This window comes from Streptomyces sp. NPDC002206, assembly GCF_053593595.1.
The window spans coordinates 48,733-67,964 of the sequence record NZ_JBSFCW010000005.1 but is presented as its reverse complement, the minus strand read 5'-3'; the positions used below and the strand labels follow the sequence as shown (position 1 = coordinate 67,964).

The 19,232-nt window shown below is 69.4% G+C and carries 15 protein-coding genes and 4 tRNA genes; 9 read left to right on the top strand and 10 right to left on the bottom strand.

Going from position 1 to position 19,232, the window contains the following annotated elements; genetic code table 11:
- The first annotated feature begins 70 nt into the window (after positions 1-70).
- Both purF and purM read left to right on the top strand, forming a co-directional pair.
- Positions 71-1,597, top strand: coding sequence for an amidophosphoribosyltransferase (purF, locus tag ACWCP8_RS12460; RefSeq protein WP_352264178.1), 1,527 nt, complete (start codon positions 71-73; stop codon positions 1,595-1,597).
- Positions 1,598-1,657: 60 nt separating this feature from the next.
- Complete coding sequence (gene purM, locus ACWCP8_RS12455) at positions 1,658-2,731, top strand: phosphoribosylformylglycinamidine cyclo-ligase (protein WP_352264180.1); 1,074 nt, start codon at positions 1,658-1,660, stop codon at positions 2,729-2,731.
- Positions 2,732-2,900: 169 nt separating this feature from the next.
- Here purM and ACWCP8_RS12450 read toward each other — a convergent pair whose 3' ends face one another.
- Together ACWCP8_RS12450 and ACWCP8_RS12445 are read right to left on the bottom strand one after the other, a co-directional pair.
- Positions 2,901-3,158 (bottom strand): DUF3073 domain-containing protein, encoded by a 258-nt coding sequence (locus ACWCP8_RS12450; RefSeq protein WP_030929682.1) that lies wholly within the window; start codon positions 3,156-3,158, stop codon positions 2,901-2,903.
- A 336-nt stretch (positions 3,159-3,494) separates the two neighbouring features.
- The gene (locus tag ACWCP8_RS12445; RefSeq protein WP_352264182.1) at positions 3,495-4,577 is read right to left on the bottom strand and encodes a Leu/Phe/Val dehydrogenase; all 1,083 of its coding nucleotides are present in this window, start codon (positions 4,575-4,577) and stop codon (positions 3,495-3,497) included.
- A gap of 176 nt (positions 4,578-4,753) precedes the next feature.
- Between ACWCP8_RS12445 and ACWCP8_RS12440 the strand changes: the two genes are divergently transcribed.
- Both ACWCP8_RS12440 and bldC read left to right on the top strand, forming a co-directional pair.
- On the top strand, positions 4,754-5,599 hold the full coding sequence (locus tag ACWCP8_RS12440; protein ID WP_352264184.1) for a hypothetical protein: 846 nt from the start codon (positions 4,754-4,756) through the stop codon (positions 5,597-5,599).
- Between the two features lie 536 nt (positions 5,600-6,135).
- The gene (gene bldC, locus ACWCP8_RS12435) at positions 6,136-6,342 is read left to right on the top strand and encodes a developmental transcriptional regulator BldC (protein ID WP_003949541.1); all 207 of its coding nucleotides are present in this window, start codon (positions 6,136-6,138) and stop codon (positions 6,340-6,342) included.
- Positions 6,343-6,821: 479 nt separating this feature from the next.
- Here the strand turns inward: bldC and ACWCP8_RS12430 are convergent, their stop codons facing one another.
- The 3 genes from ACWCP8_RS12430 to hrpA all read right to left on the bottom strand — a co-directional run bounded on the left by ACWCP8_RS12430 (position 6,822) and on the right by hrpA (position 11,419).
- Positions 6,822-7,157, bottom strand: a complete 336-nt coding sequence (locus ACWCP8_RS12430; RefSeq protein ID WP_352264186.1) for a DUF6274 family protein — start codon at positions 7,155-7,157, stop codon at positions 6,822-6,824.
- A 139-nt stretch (positions 7,158-7,296) separates the two neighbouring features.
- Positions 7,297-7,371, bottom strand: a tRNA-Asp gene (locus ACWCP8_RS12425).
- Positions 7,372-7,486: 115 nt separating this feature from the next.
- Entirely contained in the window at positions 7,487-11,419 is a 3,933-nt protein-coding gene (hrpA, locus tag ACWCP8_RS12420; protein ID WP_451115817.1) for an ATP-dependent RNA helicase HrpA, read from the bottom strand.
- Positions 11,420-11,585: 166 nt separating this feature from the next.
- Between hrpA and ACWCP8_RS12415 the strand changes: the two genes are divergently transcribed.
- Genes ACWCP8_RS12415 through ACWCP8_RS12405 form a run of 3 tightly spaced genes read left to right on the top strand, consistent with a single transcriptional unit; the run spans position 11,586 to position 13,630 of the window.
- The gene (locus tag ACWCP8_RS12415) at positions 11,586-11,954 is read left to right on the top strand and encodes a hypothetical protein (protein ID WP_451115815.1); all 369 of its coding nucleotides are present in this window, start codon (positions 11,586-11,588) and stop codon (positions 11,952-11,954) included.
- A 60-nt stretch (positions 11,955-12,014) separates the two neighbouring features.
- Entirely contained in the window at positions 12,015-12,785 is a 771-nt protein-coding gene (locus ACWCP8_RS12410) for a DsbA family protein (protein WP_451115813.1), read from the top strand.
- A complete protein-coding gene (locus ACWCP8_RS12405; protein ID WP_451115811.1) occupies positions 12,782-13,630 on the top strand; it encodes a cytochrome c biogenesis CcdA family protein in 849 nt (282 codons plus the stop codon). Before ACWCP8_RS12410 ends, ACWCP8_RS12405 begins: the two co-directional genes overlap by 4 nt.
- Before the next feature lie 41 nt (positions 13,631-13,671).
- Here the strand turns inward: ACWCP8_RS12405 and ACWCP8_RS12400 are convergent.
- The 4 genes from ACWCP8_RS12400 to ACWCP8_RS12385 form a co-directional block, all read right to left on the bottom strand.
- Positions 13,672-13,745, bottom strand: a tRNA-Phe gene (locus tag ACWCP8_RS12400).
- Positions 13,746-13,767: 22 nt separating this feature from the next.
- Positions 13,768-13,842 (bottom strand) — tRNA-Asp (locus ACWCP8_RS12395).
- A 38-nt stretch (positions 13,843-13,880) separates the two neighbouring features.
- Positions 13,881-13,953 (bottom strand) — tRNA-Glu (locus tag ACWCP8_RS12390).
- Between the two features lie 170 nt (positions 13,954-14,123).
- Complete coding sequence (locus ACWCP8_RS12385) at positions 14,124-15,704, bottom strand: metallophosphoesterase family protein (RefSeq protein ID WP_451115809.1); 1,581 nt, start codon at positions 15,702-15,704, stop codon at positions 14,124-14,126.
- 98 nt (positions 15,705-15,802) lie between these two features.
- On the opposite strand from ACWCP8_RS12385, the gene ACWCP8_RS12380 reads away from it, so the two are divergent.
- The gene (locus ACWCP8_RS12380) at positions 15,803-16,153 is read left to right on the top strand and encodes a metallopeptidase family protein (protein WP_030929660.1); all 351 of its coding nucleotides are present in this window, start codon (positions 15,803-15,805) and stop codon (positions 16,151-16,153) included.
- A 170-nt stretch (positions 16,154-16,323) separates the two neighbouring features.
- Here ACWCP8_RS12380 and ACWCP8_RS12375 read toward each other — a convergent pair whose 3' ends face one another.
- Positions 16,324-16,878, bottom strand: coding sequence for a hypothetical protein (locus tag ACWCP8_RS12375; protein ID WP_451115807.1), 555 nt, complete (start codon positions 16,876-16,878; stop codon positions 16,324-16,326).
- A gap of 249 nt (positions 16,879-17,127) precedes the next feature.
- On the opposite strand from ACWCP8_RS12375, the gene ACWCP8_RS12370 reads away from it, so the two are divergent.
- Positions 17,128-19,232, top strand: a 2,105-nt coding sequence (locus ACWCP8_RS12370; RefSeq protein ID WP_451115805.1) for a DEAD/DEAH box helicase, incomplete at its 3' end; no start/stop codon positions are given.

Sequence of the window (19,232 nt, the reverse complement as noted above, 5' to 3'; positions counted from 1 at the left end):
CCCTTCCCAGGCGTTCCGGCGAGGTGTCCCCAATTCGGACCAGTGGTCGATCTCGCCTACACTCGGTGGCGTGCCCCGTGGTGATGGACGACTCAACCACGACCTGCTCCCCGGAGAGAAAGGCCCCCAGGACGCTTGTGGCGTCTTCGGTGTCTGGGCTCCGGGTGAAGAGGTCGCCAAGCTCACCTATTTCGGACTGTATGCCCTGCAGCACCGTGGACAGGAGTCCGCGGGCATTGCAGTGAGCAACGGGTCCCAGATCCTGGTCTTCAAGGACATGGGACTGGTCTCGCAGGTCTTCGACGAAACCTCTCTGGGATCTCTCCAGGGCCATATCGCGGTCGGTCATGCCCGCTACTCCACCACCGGTGCCTCGGTGTGGGAGAACGCGCAGCCGACGTTCCGTGCGACCGCGCACGGCTCGATCGCCCTGGGTCACAACGGCAACCTGGTCAATACGGCCCAGCTCGCCGAGATGGTCGCCGACCTTCCCCGCAAGGAGGGCCGCGCCACCCAGGTCGCCGCGACGAACGACACCGACCTGGTGACCGCTCTGCTCGCCGGCCAGACCGACGACGACGGCAAGCCGCTCACCATCGAGGAGGCCGCCGCCAAGGTGCTTCCCGATGTGAAGGGCGCCTTCTCGCTCGTCTTCATGGACGAGCACACCCTCTACGCCGCCCGCGACCCGCAGGGCATCCGCCCGCTGGTCCTCGGCCGGCTGGAGCGCGGCTGGGTGGTGGCATCGGAGTCCGCTGCCCTCGACATCTGCGGCGCCAGCTACGTCCGCGAGATCGAGCCGGGCGAGCTCGTCGCCATCGACGAGAACGGTCTGCGCACTTCGCGGTTCGCGGAAGCGAAGCCCAAGGGCTGCGTCTTCGAGTACGTCTACCTGGCCCGCCCCGACACCGACATCGCCGGGCGGAATGTGTACCTCTCCCGCGTGGAGATGGGCCGCAAGCTGGCCGCCGAGGCCCCGGTCGAGGCCGATCTGGTCATAGCGACCCCGGAGTCCGGCACCCCCGCCGCCATCGGTTACGCGGAGGCCAGCGGCATCCCGTTCGGTGCTGGTCTGGTCAAGAATGCGTACGTCGGCCGGACCTTCATCCAGCCGTCCCAGACCATTCGCCAGCTCGGCATCCGGCTCAAGCTGAACCCGCTCAAGGAAGTCATCAAGGGCAAGCGCCTGGTGGTCGTCGACGACTCGATCGTCCGTGGCAACACCCAGCGCGCACTGGTCCGGATGCTCCGCGAGGCCGGCGCCGCCGAGATCCACATCCGGATCTCGTCCCCGCCGGTGAAGTGGCCCTGCTTCTTCGGTATCGACTTCGCGACCCGCGCGGAGCTGATCGCCAACGGCATGTCGGTCGACGAGATCTGCACGTCGATGGGTGCCGACTCGCTCGCGTACATCTCGCTCGACGCGATGGTCGAGGCGACGACGATCGCCAAGCCGAACCTGTGCCGCGCCTGCTTCGACGGCGAGTACCCGATGGAGCTCCCGGACCCGGAGCTGCTCGGTAAGCAGCTGCTGGAGACCGAGCTGGCGGCAGGCCCCGCGGCCACCGCCGCGGCCGACGCGCTGCGTCGTCCGTGACCGGCCAGGCACACCAGCCCTGCCATCAGCCCCGTATTTCCACACGAAAGATCCCAGGCAATGTCTGAGACAACAGGTGCTTCCTACGCGGCAGCGGGCGTCGACATCGAGGCCGGCGACCGTGCCGTCGAGCTGATGAAGGAGTGGGTGAAGAAGACGCAGCGCGCCGAAGTCGCGGGCCTCGGCGGCCTGGGCGGTTTCGCCGGCCTCTTCGACGCCTCGGCGCTCAAGCGTTACGAGCGTCCGCTCCTCGCCTCCGCCACCGACGGCGTCGGCACGAAGGTCGACCTCGCCCGCCAGATGGGTGTGTACGACACCATCGGCCACGACCTCGTCGGCATGGTCGTCGACGACCTGGTCGTCTGCGGCGCCGAGCCGCTCTTCATGACCGACTACATCTGCGTCGGCAAGGTGCACCCCGAGCGCGTCGCGTCCATCGTGAAGGGCATCGCCGAGGGCTGTGTCCTGGCGGGCTGCGCCCTGGTCGGCGGCGAGACCGCCGAACACCCGGGCCTGCTCGGCCCCGATGACTTCGATGTCGCCGGCGCCGGTACGGGCGTGGTCGAGGCCGACCAGCTGCTCGGCCCGGACCGTATCCGTAAGGGTGACGCGGTCATCGCGATGGCGTCGTCCGGACTTCACTCCAACGGGTACTCGCTCGTCCGCCATGTCGTCTTCGACCGGGCCGGCTGGGCGCTGGACCGCGACGTCGAGGAGTTCGGCCGCACGCTCGGCGAGGAGCTCCTGGAACCCACCAAGATCTACTCGCTGGACTGCCTGGCGCTGACCCGTACGACCGAGGTGCACGGCTTCAGCCACGTCACCGGCGGCGGCCTCGCCAACAACCTCGCCCGGGTCATCCCGGACGGGCTGCACGCCACGGTCGACCGCTCCACCTGGACGCCCGGCGCGGTCTTCGACCTGGTCGGCAAGGCCGGGCAGGTCGAGCAGCTGGAGCTGGAGAAGACGCTCAACATGGGTGTCGGCATGATCGCGATCGTTCCCGCGGACTCGGTGGACGTCGCGCTGACGACGCTGGCCGACCGCGGAGTCGACTCCTGGGTCGCCGGTGAGATCACGGATCGCGGCACGCATGCGACGGGTGCCGAGCTCACGGGTTCGTACGCGCGGTAGGCGGGGTGGGGGCAGAACGCACCGGAGCCGTCCGGTGCGTTCGTTCTGCCCGCCATTGCCGGGCGGGCCGGGAATGAGCGCATCCCGGCCCGGCTCAGCCTGATCAGGACAGCACAAAACCCGGTCCGGGCGAGCCCGAACCGGGTTGTTGTGTCAGCGCGAGGTCAGGTCAAGCGCCGCGGCGCTGTGACGACGGACCGGACTGATCGTCCTCGTCCTCGTCCTCGTCGTCGTTGTACAGATCCGCGTACTGTGCGTACGGGTCATCTTCCTCGTCGTCGTCCTCGAACGGCTCTGCGTTCGGTGGTTGACTCGAAGGCGATGCGCCCAGCTCATTGGCCAGACGCGACAGGTCAGTCCCGCCGCTGCTGTACTTCAGCTGGCGGGCGACCTTTGTCTGCTTGGCCTTTGCCCGGCCGCGCCCCATGGCTCGACCCCCTCGGTGACGGGGCTCGACGGCCCCAGAGTCTTGACACGCGTTCATGTTTCAGGACGGACTCTCGGCAGAGAGACCGTGCCCGTAGGGCTTTAACGGTACCTGCTTCCGTGGCCATACGGTACGCCGCCCGCATCACACGCCCCGGAACAGGACCAGCAAGAAGCCCTGTCCTCGCTGGTCAACTGCGATTTTAACCTCTTCTTGGCATGCGACCCGCCGACCGGCGTGAGTCTTGTCTCGCCGGTCGGCGGATCGGTGGGCCGTGGAGCGCCGAGGTGCAGGGAAGACGCCTGGCGAGGCACCTGCGACCCTCGGTGACGGATGTCAGCGGCGGCGCGCCTCGGCCATCCGCTGCTCGGCGATCCGGTCGGCTGCCGCGGCCGGCGGAATGCCGTCGTCCTTCGCACGTGCGAATATGGCGAGCGTGGTGTCGAAGATCTTCGAGGCCTTCGCCCTGCACCGGTCGAAGTCGAAGCCGTGCAGCTCGTCGGCGACCTGGATGACACCGCCCGCGTTCACCACGTAGTCGGGGGCGTAGAGGATCGAACGGTCCGCGAGGTCCTTCTCGACACCCGGGTGCGCCAGCTGGTTGTTGGCCGCACCGCACACCACCTTGGCCGTGAGCACCGGAACGGTGTCGTCGTTCAGCGCGCCGCCGAGCGCGCAAGGGGCGTAGATGTCGAGGCCCTCGGTGCGGATCAGCGCGGCGGTGTCCGCGGCGACCGCGATCTCGGGGTGGAGCTCGGTGATCCGGCGTACCGACTCGTCGCGTACGTCCGTGATGACGACCTCGGCGCCGTCCTTCAGCAGATGCTCGACGAGGTGGCGGCCGACCTTGCCGACGCCCGCGACCCCCACTTTCCGGCCACGCAGCGTCGGGTCGCCCCAGAGGTGCTGGGCCGAGGCCCGCATGCCCTGGAAGACACCGAACGCGGTGAGGACGGAGGAGTCGCCGGCGCCACCGTTCTCCGGGGAGCGGCCGGTGGTCCACGGGCACTCGCGGGCGACGACGTCCATGTCGGCGACGTAGGTGCCGACGTCGCAGGCGGTCACGTAACGCCCGCCGAGGGAGGCCACGAACCGGCCGTAGGCCAGCAGCAGCTCCTCGGTCTTGATCTTCTCGGGGTCGCCGATGATGACGGCCTTGCCGCCGCCGTGGTCGAGACCGGCCATGGCGTTCTTGTACGACATGCCGCGCGCCAGGTTCAGCGCATCCGCGACGGCCTCCTCCTCGGAGGCGTACGGATAGAAGCGGGTGCCGCCGAGGGCCGGGCCCAGAGCGGTGGAGTGGATGGCGATGACGGCCTTGAGGCCGCTGGCACGGTCCTGGCAGAGCACGACTTGCTCGTGTCCCCCCTGATCCGAGTGGAACAGGGTGTGCAGGACGCCGTCGGTCACATCGGTCACTGTGGTGACTCCCAAGTACGAAGCGGCGGGAGACCCTCCTGAAGGTGGGGAGGGCCCCGGACCGACCGGCACGGCCGGTCCGGCTGGGCAAGAGCGTAAGTCCTGCGCGGACGGAGATCTGTTCCAGTGCCGAGGATCACCCCCCGGCGGAGTACGGGCGTGACACGATTTGCTGCATGTCGGTGGTGTCTTCGGTGCTCGTCCCTTACGCGTCCTACCTCCGGGTGTACGAACCGCTGGCCGCCTTCCCGGAGCCGGAACGCGCCCACTGGGCCCGGTATGCGGGGCGCGCCCGTATCCCCACGGCCCAGGACGAACTGCGCCGTTCGCTGGCGGACTTGGCGGCCACCCCACCGGTCGGGGTGCCGGTGCACGAGAGCGGGGACGCGTTCGTCGCCGAGGTGAACGGCGTGGTCTGCGTCTGTCCCTGGCGGACCCGGCTGCGCGGCTGGCTGGCACTGGGGGAGCTGGCGGAGATGTTCCCGGCTCCGGTGCTCGACGCGGTGCTGCCGCCGGTGGTGCGCGGGCAGGCGGTCGCGGACCACGAGCGGTGGGCGGAGCGCAATCCGGACGCCCGGCCGTGGATTCGGACCGCGGTGTGGCAGGTCCCGGTGCGCTGGTTCGTCCTCTTCGCCGACGAGGAGCGCGAGCACACCGGGGCGGCCGCGGACGGGGGAGCGCCGGTGCTGCGCTACCGGACTCCGATGGTGCAGGCGCGGCGCCGGCTGGCCCGGGCGTTGAAGACGCTGCGTGAGAGCGTCGACGAGGGTCCGCTGACCGAGGGGCTGGTGGACGTCGGGCGCTGGCTGGAGGAGTTCCATCCGCGTGCGCTGGTCGAGCTGGACTACGGCGGCCTGGTGCACGCGCTGTCGGCGAAGCAGCTCGCCGAGGACCGGTCGGCCCTGGATGTCGCCGAGGGAATCGCGGCGCTGCGGGCCGGTGACACCGAGGGGGCGGGCGAGGCGTACGGACGGCTGGCCGAGCGCTGGCGTGCCGTGAGGGACCGTCAGTTCGCCAACTGATCCCGGCCGGTCGAGCAGGTCCTGAACCGTTGTCCCGTGTGACTCGTGAGAGCAGTGGGAGCGGAGGGGCGGGAGCGAACTTCAGTGGCTCCAGGACCTATGTCCCGAACCGGGCCTTTGCCTCAAGGGTGACGGATAGCACTAACTGGGCCCTTGCGCCCTTCCCTACTCCTCGTGCCAAAATAGGACAAGGAGTCCGGGGAGGACTCCTTCCGTCCAAGTATGGGCGGAATGCTCTGCATTGCACGCTATGGGGGGTCTGGTGACTCCTGATCGCTCTGTGACTGATCGTCACGGTGGTGTGACTGTCCGCTATGGCATGGTCCATCGGCTTCCGTCGCTGATGAACACCTGGGAGGGCAATTCCATCGGTTTGGCCGACGTGGCTGGACGGATGGTGTAGTTGTAGTGCCGAGGACAAGCCGTTCGTCCTATAACCGACTCGGCCCGCGTCCGCCATTTCGGGCAACGTGGGTCAAGGTGCAGAATTTAGAGGAAAGAACCGAGATGGTTCGGTTCTCCCGAGGAGGCCGCTCATGACCGCTCGCACCCCTGATGCCGAGCCGCTGCTGACCCCGGCTGAGGTTGCCACGATGTTCCGCGTGGACCCGAAGACGGTCACCCGTTGGGCCAAGGCAGGCAAGCTCACGTCCATCCGCACGCTCGGTGGACATCGCCGGTACCGCGAGGCAGAGGTCCGCGCACTGCTTGCGGGTATTCCGCAGCAGCGCAGCGAGGCCTGACACACCCCTGTCGCCGCGCCACAACCGGGCTGCCCGGGTCCCCCAACCCGCGTTTGCCCACCCATAGCTCCACACGACGGGCGTCCGCCCCAACGGGCGCCATACCTATGCCATACGGGTGCGTCGTTCGATCGCGCTGGACTCCGCCGGGTCCAGCGCGATCTTTTTTTGTGCCCGTACGGCGGGTGGCCGGCCCTGCGGGGTGACTCGGGATCGGCTGTGCGTCGGCTTCGGTGCGGGCTCGGTGTCGGCCGTCACGCGTGCCTGCCGGCTCTGCCGGACGGTCTCCCGGGTGCTCTTTCGGCGGCCCTCCGGTGACCCCGTCCGAGTAGTGCAATTGCACATATTAAATTCGCCAGTTGTAGGAAGGGTGTAAAGTCACCCTTTCTCAAAACTCATACAGTGACTCCCGTCACATGGCCCATGTCTTGCCAGGGTCGAGCCTGCGACTGCCGGGAAAGGGAATTCCGCGCCCCCGGTCATGGGGCGACGGGGCTTTCCTCCTCGGTCTTCACGTCGCCGGCCGACGCGTCGGAGACGTGGGCGGGCTCGGCGACTGCGGCGGTGTCCGGAACGGCTGCTGACGCTCCGCCGGGCAGGTCGGGTGGTTCCGGGAGGCGGGTGGGCCCGGAGGCCGTCACGTACCCCAGGAAGCCCGTGACAGGTTCCATGGAGTCGGCGTCGGGCTCCATGGCGAGCCGTAGGAGCCGATGGCAGATCGGGCAGTGCCGGGTGAGATGCCGGTAGCCGGAAGCGGCCGCCAGATGGGCGCGCAGCAGTGCGCGGGTCTCGTGCCTCGCTGTGGATGCCGCCATCCGCGCCACCCCCCGGTGGAACGCGCTGCCCCGCGCCGTGAAACAGGGGCAGTCCCTGTTGTCTGAGTACTCGTTGGCAGTTGCCGGAGTCAAGACACGCGAAAGCCCGGATCCTTGAGGATCCGGGCTTTCGTTACTGCGGTCCTGACGGGATTTGAACCCGCGGCCTCCACCTTGACAGGGTGGCGAGCACTCCAAACTGCTCCACAGGACCAGGTTTTCGCTGCTGCCTTGCGGCTGCCTGCGAAAACAGACTGTACAGGAGGTTGGAGGCCCTGGTCGACCTCACTCCTGGTGGCGGATCGGTTACGGCCCCGAGGTCGCCCGGGTCACGGCGCCGCGGCGTCGATCGCCTTCACGATCCGCTTGTCGGAGACGGGGTACGCGGTGCCCAGGGCGTGCGCGAAATAGCTGACCCGGAGCTCCTCGATCATCCAGCGGATGTCCAGGACCTCCTGCGGAACGGGCCTGCCCTGCGGCATCTGTTCGAGCAGCCAGGCGTACTCGTCCTGCATCTCGTGGACCTTCTCCATGCGCGTGGTGTCGCGCTGGACGGCCGTCGGCATCTGCTGCAGCCGGCGGTCCGCGGCGACCAGATAGCGCATCAGGTCGGGCAGCCTGCGCAGCCCGGTCCTCGTGACGAAGCCCGGCGGTACGAGGGCCGCGAGCTGGTCCCGGAGATCGGTGACGTTGTTGACCAGGACGAGGCTGTTGGTGGCCTTCAGGCGCCGCTCGCAGGCCTGCCAGGCGGCCAGCACCTGCTGCACCTGGGCGACGGTGTGCTCGGTCAGTGCGACGAGGTCGGCGCGGACCTTGTCGTACAGCTTCCGGAACGACTCCTCGTCCCAGGCCGGACCGCCGTGGGCGCCGATCAGCCGGTCCGCGGCCGCCGTCGCGCAGTCCTCGAACAGCGCCTGGATGGAACCGTGCGGGTTGCGGGACAGAGCCAGCTTCTGCTGGTTCGTCAGCTTGTCCGAGGCGAACTTGGCGGGGTTCACCGGGATGTTCAGCAGGATCAGCTTCCGGGTGCCGCGCCACATGGACTGCAGCTGCTCGGCCTCGGTGTCGAAGAGTCGTACGGCCACGGTCTCGCCCTGGTCGACCAGCGCCGGGTACGCCTTGACCGGCTGGCCGGCCCGACGGGTCTCGAAGACCCGGTTCAGGGTGCCGATCGTCCAGTCCGTGAGGCCCGACCGCTCGATGGACTCGCCCGACGGGCCCGCGGTGGCCGCAGCGGCCTTGGAGAGGGCCTGACGGGCCTTGGGGCGCAGCTGGAGCTTCAGCGCCTCCAGGTCCTTGTCCTCGGCCACCTTGCGGCGCCGCTCGTCGACGATCCGGAAAGTGATCTTCAGGTGGTCCGGGATCCGGGACAGGTCGAAGTCGTCGGCGGAGACCGGGACGCCGACCATCCGCTGGAGCTCACGCGCGAGTGTGGCCGGCAGCGGCTCCTGCAGGGGCACTGCCCGGTCCAGGAACTTGCCCGCGTAGTTCGGCGCGGGGACGTAATGCCGGCGGATCGGCTTGGGCAGCGACCGGATCAGCTCGGTGACGACCTCTTCGCGCAGACCCGGGATCTGCCAGTCGAAGCCCTCCGAGGTGACCTGGTTGAGCACCTGGAGCGGGACATGGACGGTCACACCGTCCGCGTCCGCGCCGGGCTCGAACTGGTAGGTCACCTTGAACTTGAGCTTCCCCTGCCGCCAGGAGTCCGGATAGTCGTCCTTGGTGACGGCCCCGGCCTTCTCGTTGATGAGCATCGAGCGCTCGAAGTCGAGCGCGTCCGGCTCGTCGCGACGCTTGTGCTTCCACCAGGAGTCGAAGTGCGCGCCGGAGACGACATGCTCGGGGATTCGCTGGTCGTAGAAGTCGAAGAGCGTCTCGTCGTCCACGAGGATGTCGCGGCGGCGCGCCCGGTGCTCCAACTCCTCGACCTCGCCGAGGAGTGTGCGGTTGTCGTGGAAGAACTGATGGTGCGTCCGCCAGTCGCCCTCGACCAGCGCGTTCCGGATGAAGAGATCGCGGGACGTCTCCGCGTCGATCCGGCCGAAATTGATCTTGCGCTGGGCCACGATCGGTACGCCGTACAGCGTGACCCGCTCGTACGCCATCACCGCGGCCTGGTCCTTCTCCCAGTGCGGCTCGCTGTACGTGCGCTTCAGCAGATGCTGGGCCAGCGGTTCGATCCACTCCGGCTCGACCTTGGCATTGACCCGAGCCCACAGCCGGGACGTCTCGACCAGCTCGGCCGACATCACGAATCGCGGCTGCTTCTTGAAGAGCGCCGAACCGGGGAAGATCGCGAACTTGGCGCTGCGCGCACCCAGGTACTCGTTCTTCTCGGTGTCCTTCAGCCCGATGTGCGACAGCAGCCCGGCCAGCAGCGATGTGTGCACCGCCTGCTCGGGCGCGGCCAGGTCAGCCGAGGGCTCCTCGAGATGCATGCCCATCTGCTTGGCGACCGTGCGCAGCTGCGCATAGATGTCCTGCCATTCGCGGATGCGCAGGAAGTTCAGATACTCCTGCTTGCACATCCGGCGGAAGCTGGACGAGCCGCGCTCCTTCTGCTGCTCGCGGATGTACCGCCACAGATTCAGGAACGCCAGGAAGTCCGACGTCTCGTCCTTGAAACGGGCGTGGTGCTGATCGGCCTGCGTCTGCTTGTCCGAGGGCCGCTCGCGCGGGTCCTGGATGGAGAGCGCGGCGGCGATCACCATGACCTCGCGCGTGCAGCCGTTGCGGTCGGCCTCGATGACCATGCGGGCGAGGCGCGGGTCGACGGGCAGCTGTGCGAGCTTCCGTCCCAGCTGCGTCAGCCGTTTCTTCGGATCCTTCTCGTCCGGGTCCAGTGCGCCGAGCTCGTGGAGAAGCTGCACACCGTCGCGGATGTTGCGGTGGTCCGGCGGGTCGATGAAGGGGAACTTCTCGATGTCGCCGAGGCCGGCCGCGGTCATCTGGAGGATGACGGACGCCAGGTTCGTACGGAGGATCTCCGCGTCCGTGAACTCCGGGCGGGTCAGGAAGTCGTCCTCGGAGTACAGCCGGATACAGATGCCGTCCGACGTACGGCCGCAGCGGCCCTTGCGCTGGTTGGCGCTGGCCTGCGAGATCCGCTCGATCGGCAGCCGCTGGACCTTGGTGCGGTGGCTGTAGCGGGAGATCCGGGCGTTGCCCGGGTCGATCACGTACTTGATGCCGGGGACGGTCAGCGAGGTCTCGGCGACGTTCGTCGCCAGAACGATCCTGCGGCCGGTGTGGCGCTGGAACACCCGGTGCTGCTCGGCGTGCGACAGGCGCGCGTAGAGAGGGAGCACCTCGGTGTGGCGGAGATTCTTCTTGTTCAGGGCGTCCGCGGTGTCGCGGATCTCGCGCTCGCCGGAGAGGAAGACCAGGACATCGCCCGGGCCCTCCGCCTGGAGCTCGTCGACGGCGTCGCAGATCGCGGTGATCTGGTCGCGGTCGGAGTCCTCGCCCTCTTCCTCCAGGAGCGGCCGATAGCGCACCTCGACCGGATACGTACGCCCGCTGACCTCGACGATCGGCGCATCACCGAAGTGCCGGGCGAAGCGCTCGGGGTCGATGGTCGCCGAGGTGATGACGACCTTCAGATCGGGGCGTTTGGGCAGCAGCCTGGCCAGGTAGCCGAGCAGGAAGTCGATGTTCAGCGACCGCTCGTGGGCCTCGTCGATGATGATCGTGTCATACGCGAGCAGCTCGCGGTCCGTCTGGATCTCGGCCAGCAGGATGCCGTCCGTCATCAGCTTCAGATATGTGGCGTCCGGGTTCACCTGGTCGGTGAAGCGGACCTTCCAGCCGACCGCCTCGCCGAGCGGGGTCTTCAGCTCGTCGGCGACGCGCTCGGCGACCGTACGGGCCGCGATCCGGCGCGGCTGGGTGTGCCCGATCATGCCTCGGACGCCGCGCCCCAGCTCCATGCAGATCTTGGGGATCTGCGTGGTCTTGCCGGACCCGGTCTCACCGGCGACGATCACGACCTGGTGGTCGCGTATCGCCTCCAGGATCTCGTCCTTCTTCTGACTGACCGGAAGTTCTTCCGGGTACGAGAGAGCGGGCACCCGCGCGGCGCGCCCTGAGAGCCGCTCGGCTGCCTTCCCGGCCTGAGCGGCGATCTCGTCGAGCACGGCCTGCTGGGCGTCGGGCTTACGGATCCGGCGCGCCCCTTCGAGGCGGCGGCCGAGCCGGTGCGCGTCGCGGAGCGAGAGCTGTCCGAGCTGGGACTGGAGATCGGCAAAGGAAGTAGACATACGGGTCCCAGGATCGCACCCGGGCCCGAGGAACGGCGAACATATTTTGCGCGGTCTGCGTCACGGCCGTGGTGACCGTGGGGAAGCCCGGGGTCACAGCACGTACCATTTCGGGCAACCGATCTTCGTACCGCAGTCGAAAGCTGGTCCACGTGTCCCGTGCGCAGTGGTGCTGCCGGGCGGCGGCGCTCGCAGTCGTACCGGGGTGCTTCTGCGGGGCCGCGACGGCGGCGGGCGGCGGGGCGTCGCAGGAGGCCGGCGCGGTGGCGGCCTCGGCCGTCGCCGGCCGGTGGCGGCCTCGGCCGTCGCCGGCCGGCGGGTGCCCGGCTGCGGCAAGGGCACGACGCGCGACGGCATCGAGCCGGGCGTCCCGGTCCGGGCCCGCGTGGCGCACGGGCAGGCGTTCGGGCCCGCCGGGTGGGGACTGCCGGCCGCCGCCGGACAGGGGTCGGCCGAGCCGCTCGTACGAGTCGGGTTGCGGGGCCCCGAGCCTGCCGGGCCCACCCCGGTGGAACTCTCCGTACTGCGGGTCTAGGCGGCCCTGCGTCACTCGGTCGTCCCCTCACCACCCTGCATCACGAGCACGGAGCTTGCCATGCCCACGCCCAAAACGCCCTCGCCGAAGCGGTTCTTCAGGAAGCCGATGCTCTACGGCACCGGCGTCGTCCTCGCCGCCGCGCTGCTCGGCTACGCCTCCTACCGGGCCACCGCCCCCGACCGCTCGGCTTCCGGTTCCTCGTACGTCGCCGAGGTGACCGCCGACCCGGATGCCGGCGTCTACCCCGAGCTGGCGAAGCTCGCCCGCCGCGACCCCGGCGACAAGCTGGCGCGGGGCCGGGCGGACGCGCCCGTCGTCCTCATCGAGTACGCCGACTTCAAGTGCGGCTACTGCGGCAAGTTCGCCCGCGACACCGAATCCGCTCTGGTGAAGAAGTACGTCGGCAACGGCACCCTGCGCATCGAATGGCGCAACTTCCCGATCTTCGGCGCCGAGTCCGAGGCAGCCGCGCACGCCGCCTGGGCCGCCGGACAGCAGGGCCGCTTCTGGCAGTTCCACGCCGCCGCGTACGCCGAAGGGGTCAAGGAGAAGGGCTTCGGCAAGGCCCGGCTGAAGGCTCTCGCCCAGCAGGCGGGGGTGGCGGACCTCGACCGGTTCGCCCGCGACGCCGACAGTTCTGCCGCGTCCGCTGCGGTGAGCAGGGACCAGGAGCAGGGATACGGGATCGGTGCCACCTCCACCCCGTCGTTCCTGATCAACGGCCGCCCGATCGCCGGCGCCCAGTCGACGGAGGTCTTCACCCAGGCAATCGACGCGGCGGCAGACCGGGCCAGGAATGCCAAGGATGCCAAGGGCGCCGACAAGTGACCTCGGACATCGGCTACTTCGCCGCCCTGCTCGGCGGGCTGCTGGCTCTGGTCAGCCCGTGCAGCGCCCTGCTGCTGCCCGCCTTCTTCGCCTGCTCCATCGACTCCGCCGCACGGCTGCTGGCCCGTACCGGCATCTTCTATGCCGGTCTGGCGACCACCCTTGTGCCGCTCGGCGCCGCCGGCTCGTTTGCCGGACGGCTCTTCTACAGCCACCGCGATCAGCTCGTCCTCGGCGCCGGCTGGCTGATCATCGTCCTCGGCACGGCGCAGATCGTGGGCCTCGGCTTCGCCTCGCGCCGGATCGCCGCGCTCAGTGGCCGGATCAGACCGACGACCGCCGTATCGGTCTATGCCCTCGGCGCCGTCTACGGCCTGGCAGGCTTCTGCGCCGGGCCGATCCTCGGCAGCGTCCTGACGGTGGCGGCGGTCAGCGGCAGCCCCGTCTACGGCGGACTGCTGCTCGCCGTCTACGCCCTGGGCATGGCCGTTCCGCTGTTTCTGCTCGCGCTGCTCTGGGAACGCTTCGACCTCGGTCGCCGGGCGTGGCTGCGCGGTCGGACCTTCCGGCTCGGCCGCTTCGAACTGCACACCACGACCCTGCTGTCGGGGCTGCTCTTCATCGGGCTCGGCGCGCTGTTCCTGGCCTACGACGGGACGACCGCGCTGCCCGGACTGCTGGATGTGGACGATTCGTTCGCTGTCGGACAGTGGGCCCGGAGCATCGGCGAACAGGTGCCGGACGCGATTGCGCTGGTGACCGCGGTCGCGGTGGTGCTGCTGGTTCTCGGGGTACGGGCGTGGCGCCGCCGGGACGTGAACTCCGCGGACCGGGAAGAGGTCTGACACGACGAAGGCCCCATCCGGTGGACGGGGCCTTCGAGAGGTGGCTGGGGCCGGGATCGAACCGGCGACCTATCGCTTTTCAGGCGATCGCTCGTACCAACTGAGCTACCCAGCCACGCAGCACTTTCGAGCTGCAGCGGTCCTGACGGGATTTGAACCCGCGGCCTCCACCTTGACAGGGTGGCGAGCACTCCAAACTGCTCCACAGGACCAAGCTGTTGTGCGACTAAGTGTCGCACAAGGTGGTGCGTGCCCCCAACGGGATTCGAACCCGTGCTACCGCCTTGAAAGGGCGGCGTCCTGGGCCACTAGACGATGAGGGCAGAACTGCTACTTCTGCGTCTATCGCCCCCCGAAGAGGGACGTGAGAAGCATCTGACTCCGCTTCCCCTCAAGAGGTTCCGCTTCTTCTTCAACCTCTGGGGTCTCGGAACGGTCAGGCCCTGACCGGCGCCCTTGGGCACGTCGGAGACTGTACTACGGCGTTTCGGTGTCAGCCAAACCGAATAGGCGAAGGGGTCGCTCCGGGTTGGTTCCCCTCCGGCAGATGGCGGCTGACCTCGGCCGTTGTCAGGCCGAGCCCGCCGAGTGTGATCTCGTCCCAGGCCTGCAGACGGCGGGTCGTGCGGTCCAGATAGAGCACCGAGGCGCGTACCTTTTCCGGCTTCCTGTTCTGCAGGGCGCGCAGCCCACCGCCGCCCGTGGAGCCCTCGACCTTGAGCCGGGTGCCGAATCTCATCAGCTCGTTCTGCCGGTGGTGCACATGGCCGGCGAGGACCAGCGGGACCGTGCCGTCCGTCTCGCGGGCCGCGTCCGGCTCGTGGGTGACGGCGATGTCGACCGGCGTGCCGGCCTGCTCCTGTTCGCGCAGCGCGGAGGCGAGCCGCATGCCCGCCAGCCGCTCGGCGGCCGCGCCCCGGGCAGGCAGCGAGCGGTCCGGGGTGAACTGGGGGTCCCCCATGCCGGCCACCCGCAGCCCGCCGACATCCACCGCCCGGCCGTCGTCCAGCACGTGCACGTTCTTGAACCGCTCCAGATACATCTGGGTGATGCGCGAGTCGTGGTTCCCGCGGACCCAGACGTAGGGCGCGCCGAGGTCGCGGATCGGGTCGAGGAAGCCGTTCTCGACCGCGGAGCCGTGATCCATCGTGTCGCCCGAGTCGATGATCACGTCGATGTCGTACTGCCGGACCAGCGAGCCGATGATCTGCCAGGACGCGGGGTTGAGGTGGATGTCGGAGACATGCAGGACGCGGAGGGTGGCGGGGTCCGGCCGGTAGACGGGAAGCGTCGACGTTGCGTCGTACAACTTGGTCACATTGGTGACGAGCCGGGCCAGTTCGCGCTGGTAGACGTCGAAGTCGGTGACGATCGAGCGGGCGTCACCGACCACCGAGGGGGCGCTGGAGAGCAGCCCGGAGAACTTGGGCTCCAGCACGGACTTCGGGTTCCAGGTGGCGTACGCGCTGACGCCGGACGCGGCCAGGAGCGCCAGCGCGAGCCCGCCGGCGGCCAGGGCGCGGCGCGGGCGGCGGTAGACGGCGAGGCCGAGCGCGGTGGCGCCGGAGACGACGGCTGTACAGGAGCGCAGAGCGAGATCGCGGGCGCCGGTGGAGACGTCCTCGGTGACCTCCTGCTGGAGACCGGAGAGCCGTTCGGGGTGCTGGACCAGAGCCTCGGAGCGCACCGGGTCGAGGCGGTCGACATCGACGTCGAGACGGACCGGGGCTATGTGGGAGTCCAGCTCCAGGGCGCCGAGCGGGGCCACATTGATCTTCGTGCCGCCGGTGAGGGAGGGGCGCAGAGTCATGGTGGTGTCCATGGGCCCGACGGGCGTACGGACACTGCCGACGATCAGCAGCCCCAGCCAGGCACCGAACACGACGACGGCGACCAGGCCCAGCGCGCGGGCGTAGGGGTGCGGGGCGCTGTCGAGGGAGGGCGCGAGGGTGGGGGTGTCGCCGGGGGCGGCGGGACGGGAGCGGGGCCGGCGCAGGGCGCGGGCCACCGCGTCGGCCGCTGCGGTCACTCCGGCCGGGACGGCTGCTGCTGCGCGGAACGGGTCGCGGGGCATTGGGCGCGTATGCCCGGGGACCGGGGCGGCTATGCGGGGCGAAGGTGGTGGGGCGCGGCCGCCGGGGCGGGCGGCCGGGGGTACGTGACAATGGCGGGGTGCTGGAGATGACGCGCGAAGAGTTCGAGGAACTGGTCGCCGAGGCCCTGGACCGCATTCCGCCGGAGCTGACGCGGCTGATGGACAACGTCGCGGTGTTCGTCGAGGACGAACCGGACCCCGGCGATCCGGAGCTGCTCGGGCTGTACGAGGGCACGCCGCTGACCGACCGCGGTGAGTGGTACGCCGGCGTACTGCCGGACCGGATCACGATCTACCGGGGGCCGACGCTGCGGATGTGCGAGTCGCGCGAGGATGTGGTCGCCGAGACGGAAATCACGGTCGTCCACGAGATCGCCCACCATTTCGGCATCGACGACGAGCGGCTGCACGCGCTGGGTTACGGCTGATCCGTCGGGCGGACAGGGAGCGGCCGTTCGGGTCCGGCGGGGCGCAGGGGCGACCGGGATCGGGGCTCGGGGCGTGTCCCTTGCGGGGGAACGGGAGTTGGGCACAGCGCCCCCTCCCGTCCGTTCCCGCCCTGCTTCGCTCCCCGCCTCCGGAGGTGCCGCCCCGTGCGTCAGTTGCCCGCCTTGTCCGTCCCTGTTCGATGGGCAGCCGTCACCGCAGTGACGATCGCCACGTCCACCGGCTGCATGAGCATCAGCGACGACGGGGGGAAACCGGCCCCGTCGCAGTCGGTCCGGCCGAAGGGCTCGGTGAGTGAACCGGACGGTTCCACGGCGGCCGGTACGGGGCGGGCCCGTTCCGGAAGCGGCGCGGAGGCGCACTCCGACCGGGAGGCCCCCGAATCGCCGGACCCGAGCGTCTCCGTGGGCGCCTCGGCCGGTCCCGGCGGACAGGCGGCCGCCGGGACCGGTGATCCGCTGCCGACGCGGGGAGGACACCTGCCGATGCCCTCGCCGCCGGGATCCGGCGGGCAGCAGCAGCCGCCGGGGTCGTCGTCGGAGCCGTCGGAGCCGTCGGGGCCTTCCGAGCCGTCCGGGACGGCCGCCCCCGAGCCGTCGAGCACGCCCGATCCGGAGCCGTCGGATCCGCCTCCGGGGCCGTCCGAGTCGCCGGCCGCACAGCTCCGTAGCAACGCGATGAGCGTGCCGGACGGGCTGGAGGTCATGCGGACGCCCGAGGTATCACCGCAGGTGGGGCCGGTGTAGCGGGCGGTTCGGGACGTGCGGTTTGCGCAATGTGGGTGGGGGTGCGTATGGTAGTAGATCGTTTGATCCCATTGCCCGGCGCCGACACAGAAGAGCGCCGTGTGGCGCGTACTCTCCCTTGCCGTGGCTGGACCGCATTGAGGCGGTCGAAATTGCGAATCACGGAGTTATGGGCGCGTGCCGAGACTCCGGAAGGTTTCGCATTTCGCATGTCCAATTTCAGCTCTGACAACACCGTCATGCCCGAGAACGACGAGATTGTCACCGCAGCCGAGGCCGTAGTGGCCGAGGCCGCCGAGGTGTCCGAGTCGACCGAGACCGTCGACTCCACCGAGGCCACCACCGACACCGACACCGACACCACCGACACCACCTCCGCCGACGCCGACGCCTCCGGCGACACCGACGCCTCCGGCGACGCCGAGGACGCCGAGCCGACCGTCACCTTCGGGAGCCTGGGCCTGCCCGAGGGCATCGTCCGCAAGCTCGCGCAGAACGGTGTGACCGCACCCTTCCCGATCCAGGCCGCGACCATTCCGGACGCCCTGGCCGGCAAGGACATCCTGGGCCGTGGCCGTACCGGCTCCGGCAAGACGCTCTCCTTCGGTCTGCCGACCCTGGCCACGCTGGCCGGCGGCCACACCGAGAAGAAGAAGCCCCGCGCGGTCATCCTGACCCCGACCCGTGAGCTCGCGATGCAGGTCGCGGACGCGCTGCAGCCTTACGGCGACGTGCTCGGCCTGAAGATGAAGGTCGTCTGCGGCGGTACGTCGATGGGCAACCAGATCTACGCGCTGGAGCGCGGTGTCGACGTCCTCGTCGCCACCCCGGGCCGGCTGCGCGACATCATCAACCGGGGCGCCTGCTCCCTGGAGAACGTCCAGGTCGCCGTCCTCGACGAGGCCGACCAGATGTCCGACCTGGGCTTCCTGCCCGAGGTCACCGAGCTGCTCGACCAGGTTCCGGTCGGCGGTCAGCGCATGCTCTTCTCCGCCACGATGGAGAACGAGATCGGCACGCTGGTCAAGCGCTACCTGAACAAGCCGGTGAGCCACGAGGTCGACAGCGCTCAGGGCAACGTCACGACCATGTCGCACCACGTCCTCGTCGTGAAGCCGAAGGACAAGGCGCCGGTCACCTCCGCCATCGCCGCGCGCAAGGGCCGCACGATCATCTTCGTCCGTACCCAGCTGGGAGCGGACCGCATCGCCGAGCAGCTCATCGAGTCGGGTGTGAAGGCGGACGCGCTGCACGGCGGCATGACACAGGGCGCCCGTACCCGCGTTCTTGAGGACTTCAAGAAGGGTTACGTCAACGCGCTCGTCGCGACCGACGTTGCCGCCCGCGGTATCCACGTCGACGGCATCGACCTGGTCCTGAACGTGGACCCGGCCGGTGACCACAAGGACTACCTGCACCGTTCGGGCCGTACCGCCCGGGCCGGCAAGTCCGGTGTCGTCGTCTCGCTGGCGCTCCCGCACCAGCGCCGCCAGATCTTCCGCCTGATGGAGGACGCGGGCGTCGACGCCTCCCGCCACATCGTGCAGGGCGCGGGCGTCTTCGAGCCGGAGGTCGCCGAGATCACCGGTGCCCGTTCGCTGACCGAGGTCCAGGCCGACTCCGCGAACAACGCCGCCAAGCAGGCGGAGCGCGAGGTCGCCGACCTGACCAAGCAGCTGGAGCGCGTCCAGCGCCGCGCCGGTGAGCTCCGCGAGGAGGCCGACCGTCTGGTCGCCCGTGCCGCGCGCGAGCGGGGCGACGATCCCGAGGCAGCGGTGGCCGAGGCGGCCGCCGAGGCGGAGGCCGCGATCGAGGCCGCCGTCTCCGTACCGGAGCAGCCCGCAGCGCGCGACGACCGTCGTGACGACCGCGGCAACTTCGACCGCCGCGGTGGCGACCGTCGTGACGACCGGGGCGGCGACCGCGGTGGATACCGTGGCGGCGACCGTCGTGACGACCGCGGTGGTGACCGTGGTGGGTTCCAGCGTCGTGACGACCGTTCGTCCGGTGGCTTCCGCTCCGGTGGCAGCGACCGTCCGTCGTTCAACCGCGATCGTCGTGACGACCGCGGTGGTGACCGTGGTGGGTTCCAGCGTCGTGACGACCGTCCGTCCGGTGGCTTCCGCTCCGGTGGCAGCGACCGTCCGTCGTTCAACCGTGACAACGACCGCCCGTCGTTCAACCGCGACCGTCGTGACGACCGCGGTGGTGACCGTGGTGGTGACCGTGGTGGGTTCCAGCGTCGTGACGACCGTCCGTCCGGTGGCTTCCGCTCCGGTGGCAGCGACCGTCCGTCGTTCAACCGTGACAACGA